Source organism: Zhihengliuella sp., assembly GCF_031178195.1.
Classification (GTDB): domain Bacteria; phylum Actinomycetota; class Actinomycetes; order Actinomycetales; family Micrococcaceae; genus Zhihengliuella.
Window position 1 is genome coordinate 188221 of sequence record NZ_JAPSJL010000004.1, and the last position, 16454, is coordinate 204674.

18 protein-coding genes are annotated in these 16454 nt (G+C 73.6%); 7 read left to right on the forward strand and 11 right to left on the reverse strand.

Annotation, left to right across the window (positions count from 1 at the left end; genetic code table 11):
• Window positions 1-2 precede the first annotated feature (2 nt).
• Window positions 3-932, forward strand: a complete 930-nt coding sequence (locus tag RIN46_RS08195) for an exonuclease domain-containing protein (RefSeq protein ID WP_309081636.1) — start codon at window positions 3-5, stop codon at window positions 930-932.
• Between the two features lie 105 nt (window positions 933-1037).
• On the opposite strand, the gene RIN46_RS08200 is transcribed toward RIN46_RS08195, so the two are convergent.
• Window positions 1038-1355: a hypothetical protein gene (locus RIN46_RS08200; RefSeq protein ID WP_309081637.1), complete on the reverse strand. Its 318-nt coding sequence runs from the start codon at window positions 1353-1355 to the stop codon at window positions 1038-1040.
• 224 nt (window positions 1356-1579) lie between these two features.
• Between RIN46_RS08200 and RIN46_RS08205 the strand changes: the two genes are divergently transcribed.
• Window positions 1580-2194, forward strand: a complete 615-nt coding sequence (locus RIN46_RS08205; RefSeq protein ID WP_309081638.1) for a class I SAM-dependent methyltransferase — start codon at window positions 1580-1582, stop codon at window positions 2192-2194.
• A 21-nt stretch (window positions 2195-2215) separates the two neighbouring features.
• Here RIN46_RS08205 and RIN46_RS08210 read toward each other — a convergent pair whose 3' ends face one another.
• From RIN46_RS08210 to RIN46_RS08240, 7 genes are all read right to left on the reverse strand, one after another.
• Window positions 2216-2866, reverse strand: coding sequence for an SDR family oxidoreductase (locus RIN46_RS08210; RefSeq protein ID WP_309081682.1), 651 nt, complete (start codon window positions 2864-2866; stop codon window positions 2216-2218).
• Between the two features lie 109 nt (window positions 2867-2975).
• Window positions 2976-3656 carry an ion channel gene (locus RIN46_RS08215; protein ID WP_309081639.1) on the reverse strand — a complete coding sequence of 227 codons (681 nt, stop codon included), beginning with the start codon at window positions 3654-3656 and terminating at the stop codon, window positions 2976-2978.
• A gap of 85 nt (window positions 3657-3741) precedes the next feature.
• Window positions 3742-4440, reverse strand: a complete 699-nt coding sequence (locus RIN46_RS08220) for a YcnI family protein (protein WP_309081640.1) — start codon at window positions 4438-4440, stop codon at window positions 3742-3744.
• A 141-nt stretch (window positions 4441-4581) separates the two neighbouring features.
• On the reverse strand, window positions 4582-5346 hold the full coding sequence (locus RIN46_RS08225; RefSeq protein WP_309081641.1) for a hypothetical protein: 765 nt from the start codon (window positions 5344-5346) through the stop codon (window positions 4582-4584).
• Window positions 5347-5389: 43 nt separating this feature from the next.
• The gene (locus tag RIN46_RS08230; protein WP_309081642.1) at window positions 5390-6151 is read right to left on the reverse strand and encodes an SOS response-associated peptidase; all 762 of its coding nucleotides are present in this window, start codon (window positions 6149-6151) and stop codon (window positions 5390-5392) included.
• A 54-nt stretch (window positions 6152-6205) separates the two neighbouring features.
• Window positions 6206-7072: an HAD-IIA family hydrolase gene (locus RIN46_RS08235; RefSeq protein ID WP_309081643.1), complete on the reverse strand. Its 867-nt coding sequence runs from the start codon at window positions 7070-7072 to the stop codon at window positions 6206-6208.
• Between the two features lie 51 nt (window positions 7073-7123).
• The gene (locus RIN46_RS08240) at window positions 7124-8038 is read right to left on the reverse strand and encodes a fumarylacetoacetate hydrolase family protein (protein ID WP_309081644.1); all 915 of its coding nucleotides are present in this window, start codon (window positions 8036-8038) and stop codon (window positions 7124-7126) included.
• 88 nt (window positions 8039-8126) lie between these two features.
• On the opposite strand from RIN46_RS08240, the gene RIN46_RS08245 reads away from it, so the two are divergent.
• The 4 genes from RIN46_RS08245 (at window position 8127) to RIN46_RS08260 (ending at window position 11782) form a co-directional block, all read left to right on the forward strand.
• On the forward strand, window positions 8127-8759 hold the full coding sequence (locus RIN46_RS08245; protein WP_309081645.1) for a TetR/AcrR family transcriptional regulator: 633 nt from the start codon (window positions 8127-8129) through the stop codon (window positions 8757-8759).
• Window positions 8756-10294, forward strand: coding sequence for an MDR family MFS transporter (locus RIN46_RS08250; RefSeq protein ID WP_309081646.1), 1539 nt, complete (start codon window positions 8756-8758; stop codon window positions 10292-10294). Before RIN46_RS08245 ends, RIN46_RS08250 begins: the two co-directional genes overlap by 4 nt.
• 43 nt (window positions 10295-10337) lie before the next feature.
• Complete coding sequence (locus tag RIN46_RS08255; protein ID WP_309081647.1) at window positions 10338-10745, forward strand: hypothetical protein; 408 nt, start codon at window positions 10338-10340, stop codon at window positions 10743-10745.
• Between the two features lie 65 nt (window positions 10746-10810).
• Window positions 10811-11782, forward strand: coding sequence for a F510_1955 family glycosylhydrolase (locus tag RIN46_RS08260; protein WP_309081648.1), 972 nt, complete (start codon window positions 10811-10813; stop codon window positions 11780-11782).
• A 124-nt stretch (window positions 11783-11906) separates the two neighbouring features.
• On the opposite strand, the gene RIN46_RS08265 is transcribed toward RIN46_RS08260, so the two are convergent.
• Together RIN46_RS08265 and RIN46_RS08270 are read right to left on the reverse strand one after the other, a co-directional pair.
• Window positions 11907-12806: a LysR family transcriptional regulator gene (locus RIN46_RS08265; protein ID WP_309081649.1), complete on the reverse strand. Its 900-nt coding sequence runs from the start codon at window positions 12804-12806 to the stop codon at window positions 11907-11909.
• Between the two features lie 14 nt (window positions 12807-12820).
• Window positions 12821-14029 (reverse strand): acyl-CoA dehydrogenase family protein, encoded by a 1209-nt coding sequence (locus tag RIN46_RS08270; RefSeq protein WP_309081650.1) that lies wholly within the window; start codon window positions 14027-14029, stop codon window positions 12821-12823.
• A gap of 194 nt (window positions 14030-14223) precedes the next feature.
• On the opposite strand from RIN46_RS08270, the gene RIN46_RS08275 reads away from it, so the two are divergent.
• Complete coding sequence (locus tag RIN46_RS08275) at window positions 14224-15492, forward strand: CoA transferase (RefSeq protein ID WP_309081651.1); 1269 nt, start codon at window positions 14224-14226, stop codon at window positions 15490-15492.
• Here RIN46_RS08275 and RIN46_RS08280 read toward each other — a convergent pair.
• The gene (locus RIN46_RS08280; protein WP_309081652.1) at window positions 15482-16432 is read right to left on the reverse strand and encodes a D-2-hydroxyacid dehydrogenase family protein; all 951 of its coding nucleotides are present in this window, start codon (window positions 16430-16432) and stop codon (window positions 15482-15484) included. The two genes, RIN46_RS08275 and RIN46_RS08280, sit on opposite strands and share 11 nt — an antisense overlap.
• Window positions 16433-16454 lie beyond the last annotated feature (22 nt).

Below are 16454 nucleotides of genomic sequence, written 5' to 3' on the forward strand. Positions count from 1 at the left end.
GGATGCAGGACCTCCACTTCACCGCGGTCGACGTCGAGACCGCCAACAGCAGCTACGCCTCCATCTGCCAGGTCGCCGCCGTGCAGGTGCGCGCCGGGCGCGTGGTGGACCAGCGGACCTGGTACGTCCGGCCGCACGCGAGCGTCGCCGACTTCAGCCCCCGCAACGTCCAGATCCACGGCATCACCGCCGACATGGTCCACGGCGCGCCGGACTGGCACGCCTCGGTGGGCACCCTGACCGGGCTGGCCGGGGAGCATCCGCTCGTCGCCTTCAACACCGCCTTCGACAAGAGCGCCATCCGGCAGGCGTGCGAGGTCTCGGGCCTGCCGGCGCCGGTCAACGACTTCCACTGCGCGCTGGCGTTGTCGCGGCGCCTGCTCCAGCTGCAGCGGCACCGGCTGCCCGACGTCGCACAGCACCTGGGGCTCGGCGCGTTCCAGCACCACGACGCCGGTGAGGACGCACGCATCGCCGCAGAGATCGTGCTGGAGCTGGCCCGCCGCGAGGGCGCCTCGCACGTGGACCACCTCTGGCCGGCCCGCCCGGCCGCAGCGTCCGGCGGCTCGGCAGCCTCCAAGTACTTCAGCCGCGCCTACACGGCCTCCACGCAGGAGCTGCCCAAGCCCAGTACGACGGCGGATCCCGGGCATCCGTTCCACGGGAAACACGTGGTGCTCACCGGGGATCTGGAGTCGATGGGCCGCTGGGAGGCCATGGAGGCCATCGCCGCGCAGGGCGGGACCAACGGCAAGGGCGTCACCAAGAAGACCGGTGTCCTGGTCATCGGCGACGGCCGCCAGAGCGTGGCCGCGGCCGACCTCGCGACCGGCAGCAGCAAGGAGCGCAAGGCCTACGCCTACATGGCCGCCGGGCAGGAGATCCTGCTGATCACCGAGCCGGAGTTCCTCCGTCTCACGCGCAGGTTCTGAGCCGCGCCCTGACCCCGAGGGCCATTCGCCGGCGACGGGGACCGGAGACCGGGCGGAGGGGGCCGGGGACTCGGGCCGGTGGGGGACCCTGGCCCGAGCGCTCAGTCAGCGCTGGTACAGCCAGTCGGCGATCCGGCTGTTCAGCCGGGTGAAGGCGGTGCGGTCGGCGTCGTAGTGAGCGAGAGCGGCGGCGGCGCCCAACGGGTTGTTCGCCCCGGCGAGGACCTGCTGGCCCGCGAGGTCGACGAGGAGCCGGGCGGCGGCGGATCGTCGGGCGTCCTCGACGATCACCGTGTCGCCCTCGAAGTCGTCGCCGTTCCACCAGGCCTGCGCCCCGTCGACGTCGACCGCGACGACGGCCCGGGCCGGCGCCTGGTCGGCGATGGACTCGAATTCTGCCTCACGCTCCGTGGAGCCAACCATCACGATCTCCTTCGATTGCAGGTGGCGCGGTTGTCCTTCCCTCCAGTGGCTCCAGTGTGCTCCTGTCGCCGTACGACGGGCGCGGTGACACGCGATTCCTGTGGAAAACCTTGAGGGACCGCCGCACCCGCCCGTGGCGTGACGGCCGGGGCGCCGGCCGGCGTCGGTGTGGCCGCCGTTGTGGCCGTCGTCGAGCGCGACGATACTGGGCGCGGGAGGGAGCCATGGGACTCTACGGAGAGCACGTCCTGCCGCGCCTGATGGCGCGCGCGATGGACCTGGAGGAGATCGCGCCGCTGCGGCGCCGGCTCTGCTCGGGCCTGTCCGGCCGCGTGATCGAGCTCGGCTTCGGTTCCGGCGCCAACGTCCCCTACTATCCGGCCGGGGTCACCGACGTCTGCGCCGTCGAGCCCTCCGACACCGCGTGGCGACTCGCGGGCGCGAAGCTCGACGCCGCCGCGGTCCCCATCCGGCGCGGCGGCCTGGACGGGCAGCGGCTCGACGCCGAGGACGCGTCGTTCGACCACGCCGTGTCCAGCCTGACGCTCTGCACCATCCCGGACGCCGCGGCCGCACTCGCCGAACTCCGGCGGGTCCTCGAGCCCGGCGGCCGACTGCACTTCCTGGAGCACGGGCTCGCCCCGGACGATCGCGTGCGCCGGTGGCAGCGCCGGTTGGAACCGCTCCAGCGCACCCTGGCGGGCGGCTGCCATCTGACCCGCGAGGTCCGCCCCCTGCTCGAGTCGGCCGGCTTCCGCCTCCTGTCCGCGGACAGCTTCTACCAGCCGCGCTTCCCCAAGGCCTCCGGCTATCTCACACTCGGTGTCGCCGCGGCGTGAGCCAGCCGGCCCGGGGTCGGATCAGCCGGCCATGACCTCCGCGATGGGAGTCTCGCCGTCGCGGTAGTTGATGGTGCGTCCGATGCTGCCGGCGCTCTCCAGCGCCTCGACGATCGTCAGCGCCACGTTGGCGCGCGACGTGTCGGTGCCCTGCTCCGGGTCGGGATCCGGGTGGATCCGGCCGGTCGGCTCGTCGAGGGTGAGCTTGCCCGGGCCCAGGACCGTCCAGTCCAGGCGGGAGGCCCGCAGGTGGTCGTCGGCCGCGATCTTCGACGCCATGTAGGGGTAGAACGAGTCGTCCTCCGGCACCAGGTACTTCTCGTCGGCCGTCGCGAAGGACACCATCACGTAGCGCTTCGCCCCGGCCTGCTCGGCGGCGTCCATCGACCGGATGGCCGCGTCCCGGTCCACCGCGTAGGTGCGCTCCGGCGAACCGCCGCCGGCGCCGGCGGACCACACCACGGCGTCGTGCCCGCGGAGCGCCTCCGCAATCTCCGCGGTCTCGGCGTGCTCCACGTCCAGCACGACGGCGTCGGCGCCGGTCGCGCGGACGTCCTCCGTGTGCTCGGGGTTGCGGAAGAAGGAGGTCACCTGGTGCCCGCGCTCCACGAGCTCCGGCGCGGCGAGGAGGGCGACCTTGCCGTGGCCTCCGATGAGGGCGATCTTCACGATGTTCTCCTGTCGGTCGATCGGGCGCCGGCAGTCCCGGCGTCCCACTGGGGGCAACGGCGGAGCGGGCCGCGTTGTTCCTGACCCGGTCCGGGCCCTCGGCCGGACTCGCTCACGCGCCGTCCCGCGACCCCGCCTGCACGGCGGCGCCGCGGGCGTCCTCCTGGGCCACCGCCGTCGTCACCCAGGTGGCGACGCCCGCGGTGATCGACCCGAGCAGGGCGATGCCCACCAGCATGAGGCCCACCGCGATGAACCGGCCGGCCGCGGTCACCGGGTAGAAGTCGCCGTAGCCGACCGTCGCGCTGGTGACGATCGCCCACCAGACGGCGTCGCCGAAGTTCGTGATGTTGGCGCCGGCGGCGTCCTGCTCCACGTCGAGGATCGCGATGGCGCCCAGGAGCACGCAGGCGACCGCCGTCGTCGTGACGTACACGCTGACCCGTCCGACGAGGTGCCGGGTGAAGACGCGGTTGAGCAGGCGCGCGGCGGACAGCACGCGGAGGATCCGCAGCGGCCGGAGCATCGGCAGGGCGATCAGGACGGCGTCATACCAGTGCCGCAGCGCGTAGCGACCGCGCTGCTCCGCCAGGACCAGCCGGACGGCGAAGTCGAGGGCGAAGGCGCCCCAGATGGTCCAGGAGACCGTCTCGAGGAACCGCTCCAGCGTGCGCGGGATGGACTCGTCGAGGACGGGCCAGGCATAGGCCGCGAGGAACGCGAGCGCCAGCAGGATCAGGGGGATCTCCGCCCGGCGCTCCCACCGTTCGACCCGCGTGAGGTTCTCAGTCATCGTGCACCACGGTACTGCCCCAAGAAGGGGGTGGCGGCCAGGGCCGGGACGGACGCGGGAGGGCGCGCCCGCCCCGGCCCACTGCTCAGCTGCGGCGGCGCAGCGACAGGGCCGCCAGGGCGACGCCGAGGACACCGACGATCAGGCCGCCGGTCCCGAGGAGCCGCGCCTGGTCGTCCCGGTGCTCCAGGGCCCCCACCTTGCCGGCTCCGTCCGCGTGCTCGGCGTCCTCGTCCGACGCGCCGGCGCCGGTGTGGCCGGCGTGTTCGCCGCCGCCGGTGGCGGCCGTGAGCGTCAGCTGCGGCATCGGGTACTCCGGTTCCGCCCCGTCCTGGGGCGCCTGGTCCCAGACGTTCTGCCCGTCGGTGCAGGTCTGCGTGACCGGGAAGGACAGGACGTCGCCGGCCTGCCCGTCGAGCGGCAGGAGCGCTGCGACCGTCACGGTGTCCCGCAGCTCGTCCGGCAGTGGCTCCTCGGTGGTGTAGGTGACGGAGCGGACGCCGCCGGACTCCGCCGTCTCGACCGCCCAGCCGGCCTTGGCGGTCGGCTTGACGCTGCCGATCGCCTCCGGGAAGTCGATCCGGACGGACTCGGTGGGCGAGCCCTCGCAGCCGTGCCCGATCGCGAAGGTCAGCGTCGCGTACTCGCCGGCGGCCGTGGTCGAGGGCTCCACGCTCACGTGGGCGTTGGCGGCGGCGGGGAACGCCAGGGCGAGGGCGGCCCCGAGGACGACGGCGGCCGTCGTCGTGGTCTTGCGGGTGGAGCGGGGGTGGGTGTTGCGCATGGGGATGTCTCCTGTGAAGTGTGCTGCGGGCGCGCCGCAGGGGACCGGCGGCGGGACCGGCGGACGACGGCGGGGCGCGCGGGCAGTACTCGTGCGCCGGGGGCCGGCCGGCGGGTTCAGGCGGCGGGTCCAGACAAGGAATCAGGCGGGGTGCGGGAGGGGCGCGGGCGGGCCGCGGAGGACGCGCACCGGCGCCAGATACAGGGAGACGAGGTGCCGCACGGTCCGGCCGGCGGAGCCCCGGGGGTCGGGACCGGTGGCGGGGGACCCGTCCGCGAGGGCCAGCTGTGCCGCCCGGGCCGCGGTCAGCGGCGCGAGAGCGCGAGCGCACCAGCCGGCCAGCCGGGTGGCGGTGCGGTGCCGGTGCAGCCAGTGCCGGACGGCCGCGAGGCGCTGGGCCGTCGCGAGCAGGACGGCGTCGGCGAGGCGGCGCTGCGCCTCCGTGCCGGCCGTCAGTGCCGCCAGCGCGGCGAGCCCGGCGAGGAGGTGCATGACGAGCATCGGCCCGCCGCCGGCGGCGACGTCGCCCGTCCCGGCGGGCTCCACTGGACCTACGGCGAGCGCGCCGCGCACGGATTCCTGGAGCGCCGCCGCACTCGCGTGGTGCGCGTGGCCGGCACGGCCGGCGGCCCCGGCGAGGACCGAGTGGTCCAGCGAGGGCGCGACGATCGAGAAGGCGCCGTGCAGAAGGATCTGCGTGGCAGCGACAGAGGCGGCGAGCGAGGCCGCGGTGACGCGGCGCCCGCCGACGAGGAAGCAGAACGGGACGGCCATCAGGAAGACGAGGGTCAGCAGGACCGGGTGCGGGAAGTGCCCGCCGCCCAGATCGTGCGCGGCGGCCGTCGCCAGCGTGGTGACGGAGGCGGACAGCACGGCGCGCAGCATCCGCTCGCGTCGGTTCTGCATGCGCTCCTCGCTCTCCGGCCGTTCCTCGCCCAGAATTCTACGCCTAGTAGAAGAGTGCGCCGTCGCCGGCCGCCCCGTCGTCGTCCGCGGCGCCGCCGCCCTCGGCCACCGGTGCGATGAGCTCGGGGCCGTCGTTGCGGACGTTGCCGACGGCGGGACCCACCCGGTGCGGGAGCAGACTCGGGTCAGGGATGGCGTCGATCAGCTGCTGGATCCGGGACCGGTCCGTCAGGCCCGGGTCCAGCCAGCCGTCGCGGAGCCCGGGCGGCACGATCACCGGCGTCCGGTCGTGGATGTGCCCCAGGGCGTCGGTCGCCGGCCGGGTCAGCACCGTCGTCGTCATCAGCCAGGCGTCCGGCTCGCCCTCGGGGACCTCCGGGTCGCGCCAGAACTCGTACAGGCCCGCGAAGGCCAGGGGTTCCCCGTCCTGCCCGTGCAGGTACGTGGGGATCTTGGCGCCCTTCTCGCCCGACCACTCGTAGTAGCCGTCCGCGGGGACGAGTGCCCGGCGCTTCACCGCGGCCGAGCGGAAGGTCGGCTTCTCCAGCACGGTCTCCGAGCGCGCGTTGATGGCCCGCACGCCGACGCTGCGCGACTTCGCCCAGACGGGCACGAGCCCCCAGCGGGCAGTCTCCAGACCGCGGCCGGGGCCGGCGCCCTCGGGCCCGCGGCCCGTCACGATCCGCACCTTCTGCGTCGGGGCGATGTTCCAGCTCGGCGGCACGTCCTCGCCGGCGACCCGGTCGACGCCGAGCGCGGCGACGAGGTCGCCGGTGCTCCTGGCCATCACGTATCTGCCGCACATCTCGGACCCTCCCGGTCGCCTGCCCTGCTGCTGGTAGTGCTCAGTTGGCGGTGCTCAGTTGCTCTTCTCGGCCGCCGTCTGGTCCTCGTCCGTGCTGCCGTGCCCGTCCGGGCCGGCGCCGGTGAGTTCGGCGTGCAGCTCGGCCACCGACGGGAACGTCAGGTCCGGGCGGAACGGGTACGCGCCCACGTCCTTCCGGCTCGTGATGCCGGTATGGACCAGCAGCGTCAGCAGGCCCGCCTCCATGCCCGCGATGATGTCCGTGTCCATACGGTCGCCGATCATCGCCGTCGTCTCCGAGTGCGCGTCGATCCGGTTCAGGGCCGAGCGGAACATCATCGGGTTCGGCTTGCCCACCACGTACGGCTTCCGGTTGGTCGCCGCGGTGATGAGGGCGGCCACCGCGCCGGTCGCCGGCAGGACGCCCTCGGTGGAGGGGCCCGTGGCGTCCGGGTTCGTCGCGATGAAGCGCGCGCCGTTGTTGATCAGCCGGATGGCGCGGGTGATCGCCTCGAAGGAGTAGGTGCGGGTCTCGCCGAGCACCACGTACTCGGGGTCCCGGTCCGTCATGATCAGGCCGGCGTCGTGCAGCGCCGTCGTCAGTCCGGCCTCGCCGATGACGAAGGCGCGCCCGCCCGGGCGCTGCCGGCGTAGGAATTCGGCGGTCGCCAGGGCCGAGGTCCAGATGCTCTCCTCCGGGATCTCGAGGCCCGAGGCCAGCAGCCGCGCGCGCAGGTCGCGCGGGGTGTAGATGGAGTTGTTCGTCAGGACCAGGAAGCGCTGCCCCTGCTGGGTCCAGTGCTTGAGCAGGTCGGCGGCGCCGGGGATGGCCTGGTTCTCGTGCACCAGCACGCCGTCCATGTCCGTCAGCCAGCATTCGACGTCGGTGAGCTTGCGTTCCGTCCACGATGTTGCGGTCATGTCCGATCCTCTCGACGTTCCGCGGCCCGGCCGGGCCCGTCTACCGCCAGACTAGTCGCGCGGCTCGCCCGCGACGAAGCGCGTGCGCTGGACGCCCAGGCCCTCGATCCCCGTCTCCACCACGTCGCCGGGCCGCAGCCAGGGCCGCTGCCCGGTCTCCGGGTCCTTCCGGCCCAGTGCGACGCCGGCCGGGGTGCCCGTGAGGATCAGGTCGCCGGGGCGCAGGGTCACCAGGGTGGAGCAGTAGGCGACCAGGGCCTCGGGCGAGAAGATCAGGTCGTCGGTGGAGTCCTCCTGGGCCACCGCGCCGTTCACGCGGGTGGTGAGGCGCGCCCCGCGCACGAACTCGTCGGCGGTCACCAGGAAGGGTCCCACCGGGGTGGACGCCTCCCAGCACTTGCCCTGCAGCCACTCCGAGGTGCGGCCCTGCCAGCCGCGCATCGAGACGTCGTTCGCCACGGCGTATCCGGCGATGGCGGCGGCGGCCCCGCTCTCCGGGACCCGGCGGCCGCCGGCGCCGATGACGATCGCCAGCTCGCCTTCCCAGTCGATCCGGTGCTCCTCCGGCGGGATCTCCACGTCGTCGTTCGCCCCGCAGAGCGAGTCGGCGAACTTGGTGAAGAGCGTGGGATGTTCCGGCAGCTCGATGCCGGTCTCCTCCGCGTGGTTGCGGTAGTTCAGGCCCACGCAGAAGACCTTGGACGGGGCGACGACCAGCGGGGCGAAGTCCGCCTCGGCCAGCGGGTAGGCCTCCGCCGAGCCCGCGGCTGCCGCGGTCTGCTCCGCGAGGTCCGACGTCGTGCGGACGGTCGCCTCCCGCTCGGCCTCCGGCGCGGCGAGGAACGCGCCGACGTCGGGATAGGTCCGGCCGTCGGCGGAGCGCAGCTCGAGGGCCTGGGTATCGACCACCAGGGCGGCGAACGTGTCGGCGGGGTTGCCGGGGCGGCGCAGGGTTGCAAGCTTCATGGCCCCATCCCAGCACATCGAGCCGGTGGCCGGAATCACGCCGGGTTGCACTTGTGCAAGTTTGCACCCGTGCAATAAATTGTTAGTTGTGGAAAGCAATCAAATTGACGAGTGCTCCCGGCGGGAGCGCCACCGCCGCGACACGTGGAAGGCCATCCACGACGAGGCCTACGCCATCGCCGCGGAGGCCGGCCCCGCCGCCGTGACGATCGACGTGGTCGCCGAGCGGGCCGGAATCTCCCGCCGCACCTTCTTCAACTACTTCGCGACCAAGGAGGACGCCATCCTGGGCGTCCGCCCGCCCGCGATCGACCCCGGGGACCTCGAGGCGTTCCGGACCGGGGGAGAGGACCTGCTCACCCGAGCGGTCCGTCTCCTGGCCGGGACGCTGGCCCTCGCCTCCCTGGACGGCTCGTTCGTGCGCCGCCGCGAGCTGGTGCGCAAGCACCCAGAGCTGCGCGACCGGTCCGTCCGCCTCGTCGCGGACATCGAGCGCCAGGTCGCCGAGGCGGTCCGCGCCGACGGCGAGTACGACGGCGACGCCGGCCGGGCGCTGCTCGTCCTCGCTGGCGCCATCACTCGGTTCGCGATCTCCCGCTACCAGCACGAGGGGCCGGAGAACCTCGACGGCTACCTGACCGACGCCGTCGCGCTCTTCCGGAGCATCGCCGTCGCGGGCACCGCCGCACCGACCGACCAGACCCCCGAGGAGACCGCATGACCCGGACAGCGACCACCACCGAACGGCCCCGGCCCGAGCGCAGCCGCCAGCAGCACCTCGGCATGATCTTCGGGGCCCTGATCGTCTCGATGCTGCTGTCCTCGCTGAACCAGACGGTCCTCTCGACGGCGCTGCCCACGATGGTGGGCGAGCTCGACGGCGTCGAGCACATGGCGTGGGTCATCACCGCGTTCATCCTGGCCTCGACCGTCATGATGCCGGTCTACGGCAAGCTCGGCGACATGTTCGGGCGCAAGAACCTGCTGCTGGGGGCGATCGCGCTCTTCGTCGGCGGTTCCGTGGTCGGCGCGCTCGCCGGCGACATGGACCTCCTCATCGCGGCCCGCGCCATCCAGGGTGTCGGCGGCGGCGGGCTGATGATCCTGTCCCAGGCGATCATCGCCGACGTGGTCCCCGCCCGCGAGCGCGGCAAGTACATGGGCATCATGGGCGGCGTCTTCGCGCTCTCCTCCGTGGCCGGCCCGCTCCTGGGCGGCTGGCTCACCGAGGGCCCCGGCTGGCGCTGGGCCTTCTGGATGAACGTCCCGCTCGGGATCCTCGCGATCATCGCCGCCGCGCTCCTGATCCACCTGCCCAAGCCGGAGCCCGAGGGCCGCGGCCGGATCGACTACTTCGGCATGGCGCTCCTCGCGGCCGCGACCAGCGCGATCGTCCTCGTGGCCACCTGGGGCGGCGGGACGTACGCGTGGACCGATCCGGTGATCCTCGGCCTGATCGTCGGAGCGGTCGTCGCCGTCGTCCTGTTCGTGTGGGTGGAGACGCGCGTCGCCGAGCCCGTCATGCCCCTCTCGCTCTTCCGGAACCGCAACTTCAACCTCACCACCATCGCCGGCCTCGCCGTCGGGATCATGATGTTCGGCGCCCTCGGCTACATGCCGACCTACCTGCAGATGGTCACCGGGTTCGGCCCCACCGAGGCCGGCCTGCTGATGATCCCGATGATGGGCTGCATGCTCACCACGTCCATCCTCATGGGCCGCCGGGTCTCCACCACCGGGCGCTACAAGACCATCATGGTGATCGGCACGTTGATCATCGGGCTCGGCCTGGCCGGGCTGGCCACCATCCATGCCGACACACCGGTCTACGTGATCTGCATCTTCCTCGGCGTGATGGGCGTCGGGCTCGGCTCCACCATGCAGAACCTCACGCTGGTGGCGCAGAACTCCTTCCCGCTGCGGTTCGTCGGCACGGCCACGGCGTCGTCGAACTACTTCCGGCAGGTCGGCGCCACGCTCGGCTCCGCCGTGGTCGGCTCGCTGTTCGCCACGCGCCTGACCAACGAGCTCGCCACGACGCTGCCGGCCGATGCGCTCTCCGCCGGGGCCTCCGGCAACTCGCTGACGCCGGCGCTCGTGGCCTCGCTGCCGGAGCCGGTGCACACGATGATCATCGAGGCGTACAACCACGCGTTGATCCCGCTCTACCTGTGGATCGCGCCGCTGGCGATCGTGGCCTTCGTGCTGCTGATGTTCGTCCAGGAGAAGGAGCTGGCCACCAAGCTCGAGCGGTAGGACCCGAGCGGTAGGATCGAAGCGGACCGCCGAGGGAGGCCGCATGCGACACAGCCCGCGCCGGCAGCGCCCGCTGCCCGCACTCCTCCTCGTCGCGGTCCTCTCCTCCTTCCTCGTCGCGTGCCTCGGGCACGCCCTTACCGCCGACGGCGGCCCGCGGCACGCGCCGCAGGCCGCCGTCGGCGTGCACGGCCCGCTGTCCTCCGCAGCAGCAGTCGTCGCCGACGTCGACGCGCACCCCGGGTGCGGGCCGGACTGCGCCTCCGGGGCCTCGGCCGCGGCGCTCCTCTGCACGATGGCTGCGGTCGCCGTCGCCGCGGCCGCTGCGCTCGCCCGGCCGCGCCGGCTCTCGCCCGGTCTGGCGCTCCCCGCACCGCCGCGCGCCTGGAGCGCCGTGCCGCGGGTCCCGCGGCCGCCGTCGTTGACCGCGCTCGGGATCAGCAGGACGTAGTCCGGCACCGGGCCGCCCGGCTAGGGGCGGCGCAGACCCACGCCGAGACGACCGCAAGGACCACCATGAAGACCTCACCCACCCCTGCCCGCGCGCTGGCTCCCACCGCCGCGCTCATCGCCCTCCTGCTGACGGCCTGCACACCGGCCGCCGACCCCGCCGACACCCGTGACCCTGCCGGCACCACCGCGCCCGCCGGCTCCGCCGCAGCCTCCGCCCGCCCGGAGGAGGCCCCTGGGCAAGCCGGCCCCGGCGACCCGCAGAGCGAGGGCGGACAGCACGGCGCGGCCGATCTGGGGCACATCCACGGCCTCCACCCGGACGGCGAGGACCTGCTGACCGCCAGCCACCACGGGCTGTTCGTCGGCGGGCTCGACGGCGTCGGAGCCGACGGGCTCATGCCCGACGGCAGCGGTCCGGAGCCGCGCGGACCGCTCATCGACCTCATGGGCTTCACCGCCGGAGCGGACGTGCTCTACGCGTCCGGACACCCCGGGGCCGGGACCGCTCTGCCGAACCCCGTCGGGCTCCTCCGCTCGGACGACGGCGGCGCCACCTGGGAGCCGCTCTCCCGCACCGGGCAGTCCGACTTCCACGCCCTGACCGCCGCCTCCGGCGCGGTCATCGGCTTCGACGGCTCGCTCGTGCGCACCGAGGACGGCCAGAGCTGGACGGAGGTCGAGGGGCCGGACGCCTTCGCGCTCGCCGGGCACCCCGGCGGACCGGCCGTCCTCGCCACCACGCAGACCGGCGTCTGGCGCTCCGACGATGCCGGGCTGACCTGGTCCGAGCCCGCGGGTGGACCCGTCCTGCAGTACGTCGCGTTCGCCGCCCCGGACACGGCGGTCGGGATCGCGCCCGACGGCGTGGTGCACGTCAGCCGGGACGCCGGGCGCACCTGGGAGAAGGCCGGCGACGCGGGCGAGCAGCCGGGTGCCCTGGCCGCCGAGGTCCGCGACGGGGAGCTGCACGTGTGGGCGGCGGTCGGGAACGCCGTCGTGCACTCCGACGACGGCGGGGCGACCTTCACGTCCTGATGTCCCGGCCGCACGGGCCGAAGAGCGTAGGCGGCGACGTGCGTCCGGGTGAGAGTCGCCGGCGCAGGTCGCGATGCCAGGACGGCTCTCAGGGTCCGGACGCCTCGGCGGCCAGGACCGGTCCTCAGTCCTCGGGTGTCGGCAGCGTCTCGCGGGAGAGGTCGACGACGGCGGCGAGCGCGGCGTCCGTGCTGTCCCGGCGCCAGATCATCCGCACCTCCACCGGGTCCGGCTCCGGGGTGAGCGGCCGGAAGACCACGCCCGGCGCCGGCGTGTGCTCCCGGACGCTGGAGAGCGTCAGCGAGACGCCCATGCGCGCGCCGACCAGGACCATGATCGTCCACGAGTCCGGCGCGGTCTGGACCTTCCGCGGCACGAATCCGGCGTTGAGCGCGAGCGTGTGCATCCGGTTGGTCAGCGTGCCCCGCGCTCCGCCCGGCAGGACGATCCACGCCTCCTCGGCCAGGTCGGCGGGCCGGACGGCGTCGTGCTCGGCGAGCCGGTGCCCCTCCGGCAGCGCCACCAGGAGCCGCTCGGTGGCGACCAGCCGGGAGTCGACGGCGGGCGGCAGGTGGTCCCAGCGCCCGAGCACCAGGTCCAGGTCGCCGGAGAGGACCCGCTCGAGCCCGACGTGGGAGAACTGCGCGCTGTGCAGCTCCAGATCGATGCCGGGCCGCCGGGCCCGCACGTCGCGGGCGAGGTCGCCGACCAGATCGTTGACCGAGCCGCCCGCGAACCCCAGGGCGACGCGGCCCGTGGAGCCGTCCAGGCTCTCCCGGACGATCCCGGCCATGGACTCCGAGAGCCGCACCAGCTCCCGGGCCGGTTCGAGCAGCGCCGTCCCCTGCGGGGTGAGCGCGACGTGACGCGTGCTGCGCTCGAACAGGTCGGCCCCCAGCTGCGCCTCGAGCCGGCGGACGAGCCGGCTCAGTGGCGGCTGGGCCATGTGGAGGGAGAGGGCGGCCCGCCCGAAGTGCAGGTGCTCGGCGACCGCCAGGAACGCCCTGGCCTGCTGGACTTCCATGGTGCCGGCCGCCCCTACCGGGTGCCGGGCCGGAAGGCGTTGTGCCCGGTCAGGTACTGGCCCAGGATGAGCGTGTGGATCTCGTCCGTGCCCTCGTAGGTCCGGACCGACTCCAGGTTGTTCGCGTGGCGCAGGGGCGAGTAGTCCAGCGTGACCCCGTTGCCGCCGAGGATCGTGCGGGCCTCGCGGCACACCTCGATCGCGGTCCGGCAGTTGTTGAGCTTGCCCGAGGAGATGAGGGGCGTCGGGAGGGCGCCCGCGTCCTTGAGCCGGCCCAGGTGCACGGCCAGCAGCTGCGCCTTCTGCACCTCCAGGGCCAGGTCCACGAGCTTGCGCTGCGTCAGCTGGTAGGACGCGAGCGGTTGGCCGAACGGGCTGCGCTCCTGCGCGTAGTCGGCCGCCTGCGTCAGGGCGTCGCGGGCCGCGCCGACCGCACCCCAGACGATCCCGTAGCGGGCCTCGTCCAGGCACGCCAGCGGTCCGGCCAGCCCAGCGTTCTCCGGCAGCAGCGCGTCGAGGGGCAGGCGCACGTCCGTCAGTTCGACGTCGCACTGGACCGACGCCCGCATCGACAGCTTCGGCTCGATCGCCCGGGCGACGAAGCCGGGGGTGTCCGTCGGGACGATGAAGCCGCGCACGCGTTCGCGTCCGCCGTCGACCGCGGCCTTCGCCCAGACGATCGCGACGTCGGCGATCGTCGCCAGGCCGATCCACCGCTTGGACCCGTTGAGGACCCACTCGCCGCCGGACTCGACGGCCGTCGTCGTCATGGCGCCGGGGTCCGAGCCGGCGGCCGGTTCCGTCAGGGCGAAGCAGCCGATGGTCTCGCCGCGGGCCATGCCGGGCAGCCACCGCGACTTCTGCTCCTCGGAGCCGTGGTGGTGGATCGCGGTCATCGCCAGCGATCCCTGCACCGAGACGAAGGTGCGCAGGCCCGAGTCGCCGGCCTCCAGCTCCTGCATGGCCAGGCCGTAGTCGACGGCGGTGCGGCCCGCACAGCCGTAACCCTGGAGGTGCATCCCCAGCAGTCCCAGCTCCGCGAACTCGGGGACCAGCTCGACCGGGAAGTGCGCCGACTCGTACCAGGCGGCGATGCCCGGGCGGACCCGGCGGTCCACGAACTCCCGGACCGTGTCCCGGCGGGCCAGCTCCTCGTCGCTGAAGGCCGACGGGCATTCGAGCATCGCGGCCAGCGGCGAGCCGGTGAGGGCGGTCGCGGTCATGGGGGTCCCTTCTCGAGCGTTTCCAGTGGGCTGCATCCTGGGGATGCTCAGTCAGCATCTCCGATGGCGGGCCCCGGGGGAATCAGTACGGCGATAGATGTTGTGCAGGTATCAATCGCGGCTGGATTCGGTATTTCAGCTTAGCCGCCGAACCGGACAGGATGGGCTGCAGCCCCCGACGAAGGAGAACCACGATGCCCCAGGAGCAGCTCGGCCAAGAGGGGCGAGGGCCCGGAGCCGACGCCCCCGGACGGGAGGCCCTCGAACAGGAGTCCCCCGGGCAGGACGGAGCCGGACGCACCGGGCCGCTGGCCGGCGTCGTCGTGGCCGACCTGAGCCGGGTCCTCGCCGGGCCCTACGCCACCATGCTCCTGGCCGACATGGGCGCCACGGTCATCAAGGTGGAGAGCCCCCGCGGCGACGACACACGGGCCTGGTCCCCGCCCGAGCGCGACGGCGAGAGCACCTACTTCCTCGCGGCCAACCGGAACAAGCGCTCGATCGCCCTGGACTTCGCGGACCCGGAGGACCGGCGCGTCCTCGACGCGATCATCGCCCGGGCCGACATCCTCGTCGAGAACTTCCGGCCCGGCACCCTCGCCCGGCACGGGCTCGACTACGCGACGCTCGCGGACCGGCATCCGGGCCTGGTCTACACGTCGATCACCGGGTTCGGGACCGGCGCCGGGGCCGGGCTGCCCGGGTACGACCTGCTCGCCCAGGCCGCGTCCGGATTCATGTCCGTCACGGGTGAGGCGGAGGGCGAGCCGATGCGGGCCGGCGTCGCGCTCTTCGACGTCGTGACCGGCCTGCATGCCGCCGTCGGCACCCTCGCCGCGTACCTCGAGAGCCGGGAGTCGGGCCGTGGCCAGCACGTCGAGTTCGACCTGCTGACCTCCGCGCTGTCCGGACTGGTGAACCAGGCGTCGGCGTTCGTCGCCGGCGGGCACGTGCCGCACCGGATGGGCAACGACCATCCGAGTCTCTTCCCCTACGGCCCCTTCGCGGCCCGGGACGGACGGCTCGTGATCGCGGTCGGCAACGATGCCCAGTTCCGCCGGCTGTGCACGGTGCTGGGGCTCGACGCCGTGGCCGGGGACGAGCGCTTCGCGACGTCCCACGCGCGCAGCGTCCACCGGGAGGAGCTGCGTCCGCTGCTCGCCGAGCGGCTGGCGCGGCGCGGCGCGGAGGAGTGGTTCGGGGCGCTGCGGGCCGCGCAGGTCCCCTGCGCCCCGATCCTCTCGATCGCCGGCGGCGTCGAGCTCGCGGAGAGTCTCGGGCTCGGCCCGGTCGTGGAGACCGGCGGGGCTGTGCCGGACGACGACGGCCGACGGATCCCGACCATCCGGAACCCGGCCACGTTCTCCCGCACGCCGGTCAGCCATGCGGGCGCGCCGCCGCGGCTCGACGCCGACCGGGACGCCGTGCTCCGCTGGCTCGGCGGCGATCCGCTCAGGGCGTGAGGACCCGGACGGGCCGCCCGTCGGTCCAGGCCCGTACGTCCTCGAGGGCGTCCTGGTAGAAGATCCGGTACTGCTCCCGCGTGACGTAGCCGAGGTGTGGCGTCAGGAGGGCGCGCGGCGCCTCGAGGAGCTGATGCCCGGGCTGGAGCGGTTCGTCGTCGTACACGTCCAAGGCGGCGCCGCCGAGGGTGCCCTCCTCGAGCGCGGCGATGAGGGCGTCGGTGTCCACGATGCCGGCGCGGGAGGTGTTGACCAGGAGGCCGTCGGGGCCGAGCGCCTCGAGCTCGGCGCGGCCGACAAGGCCCCGGGTCCGGTCGGAGAGGCGCGTGGTGATGGCGACGATGTCCGACTCGGCGAACAGTCCCGCCTGGTCCACCAGGCGCGCCCCGGCGGCGTCCGCCCGCGCGGCCGTGAGGTTCTCGCTCCAGGCGAGGACGTCCATCTCGAAGACGCGGGCGTAGGCCGCCAGGCGCGTGCCGATCCTCCCGAGCCCGAGGATTCCCAGAGTCTTCCCGGCGAGCTCGGTGCCGACGCCGGTCTGCCAGCCGCCCTCGCGCAGCGCCTCCTGCTGGCCGGGGATGTCCCGGACGGCGGCCATCAGCAGCGCCCACGTCAGCTCCGGGGCGGCCGTGGGGGAGGAGCCGGTGCCGCAGACGGTGATCCCGAGGTCGTTCGCGGCGGCGACGTCGATCGAGGCGTTCCGCGCGCCGGTCGTGACGAGGAGCTCGAGGTCCGGGAGCTCCTCCAGGAGGCTCCGGTCGAAGGCCGTGCGCTCGCGCATCGCGACGACGGCGGCGAACCCCTGCAACTCGGCGACCAGCTCGCGGCCGGTCACGTGGCGGCGGAACGTCTGCACCTCCCAGCCGGCGAGCTCGCCCCAGTCGGCGCAGTCGCGCGCGACGTCCTGATAGTCGTCCAGCAGCGCCAGTCTCCGCATCATAGCCCGATGCTACCGCCGGCGA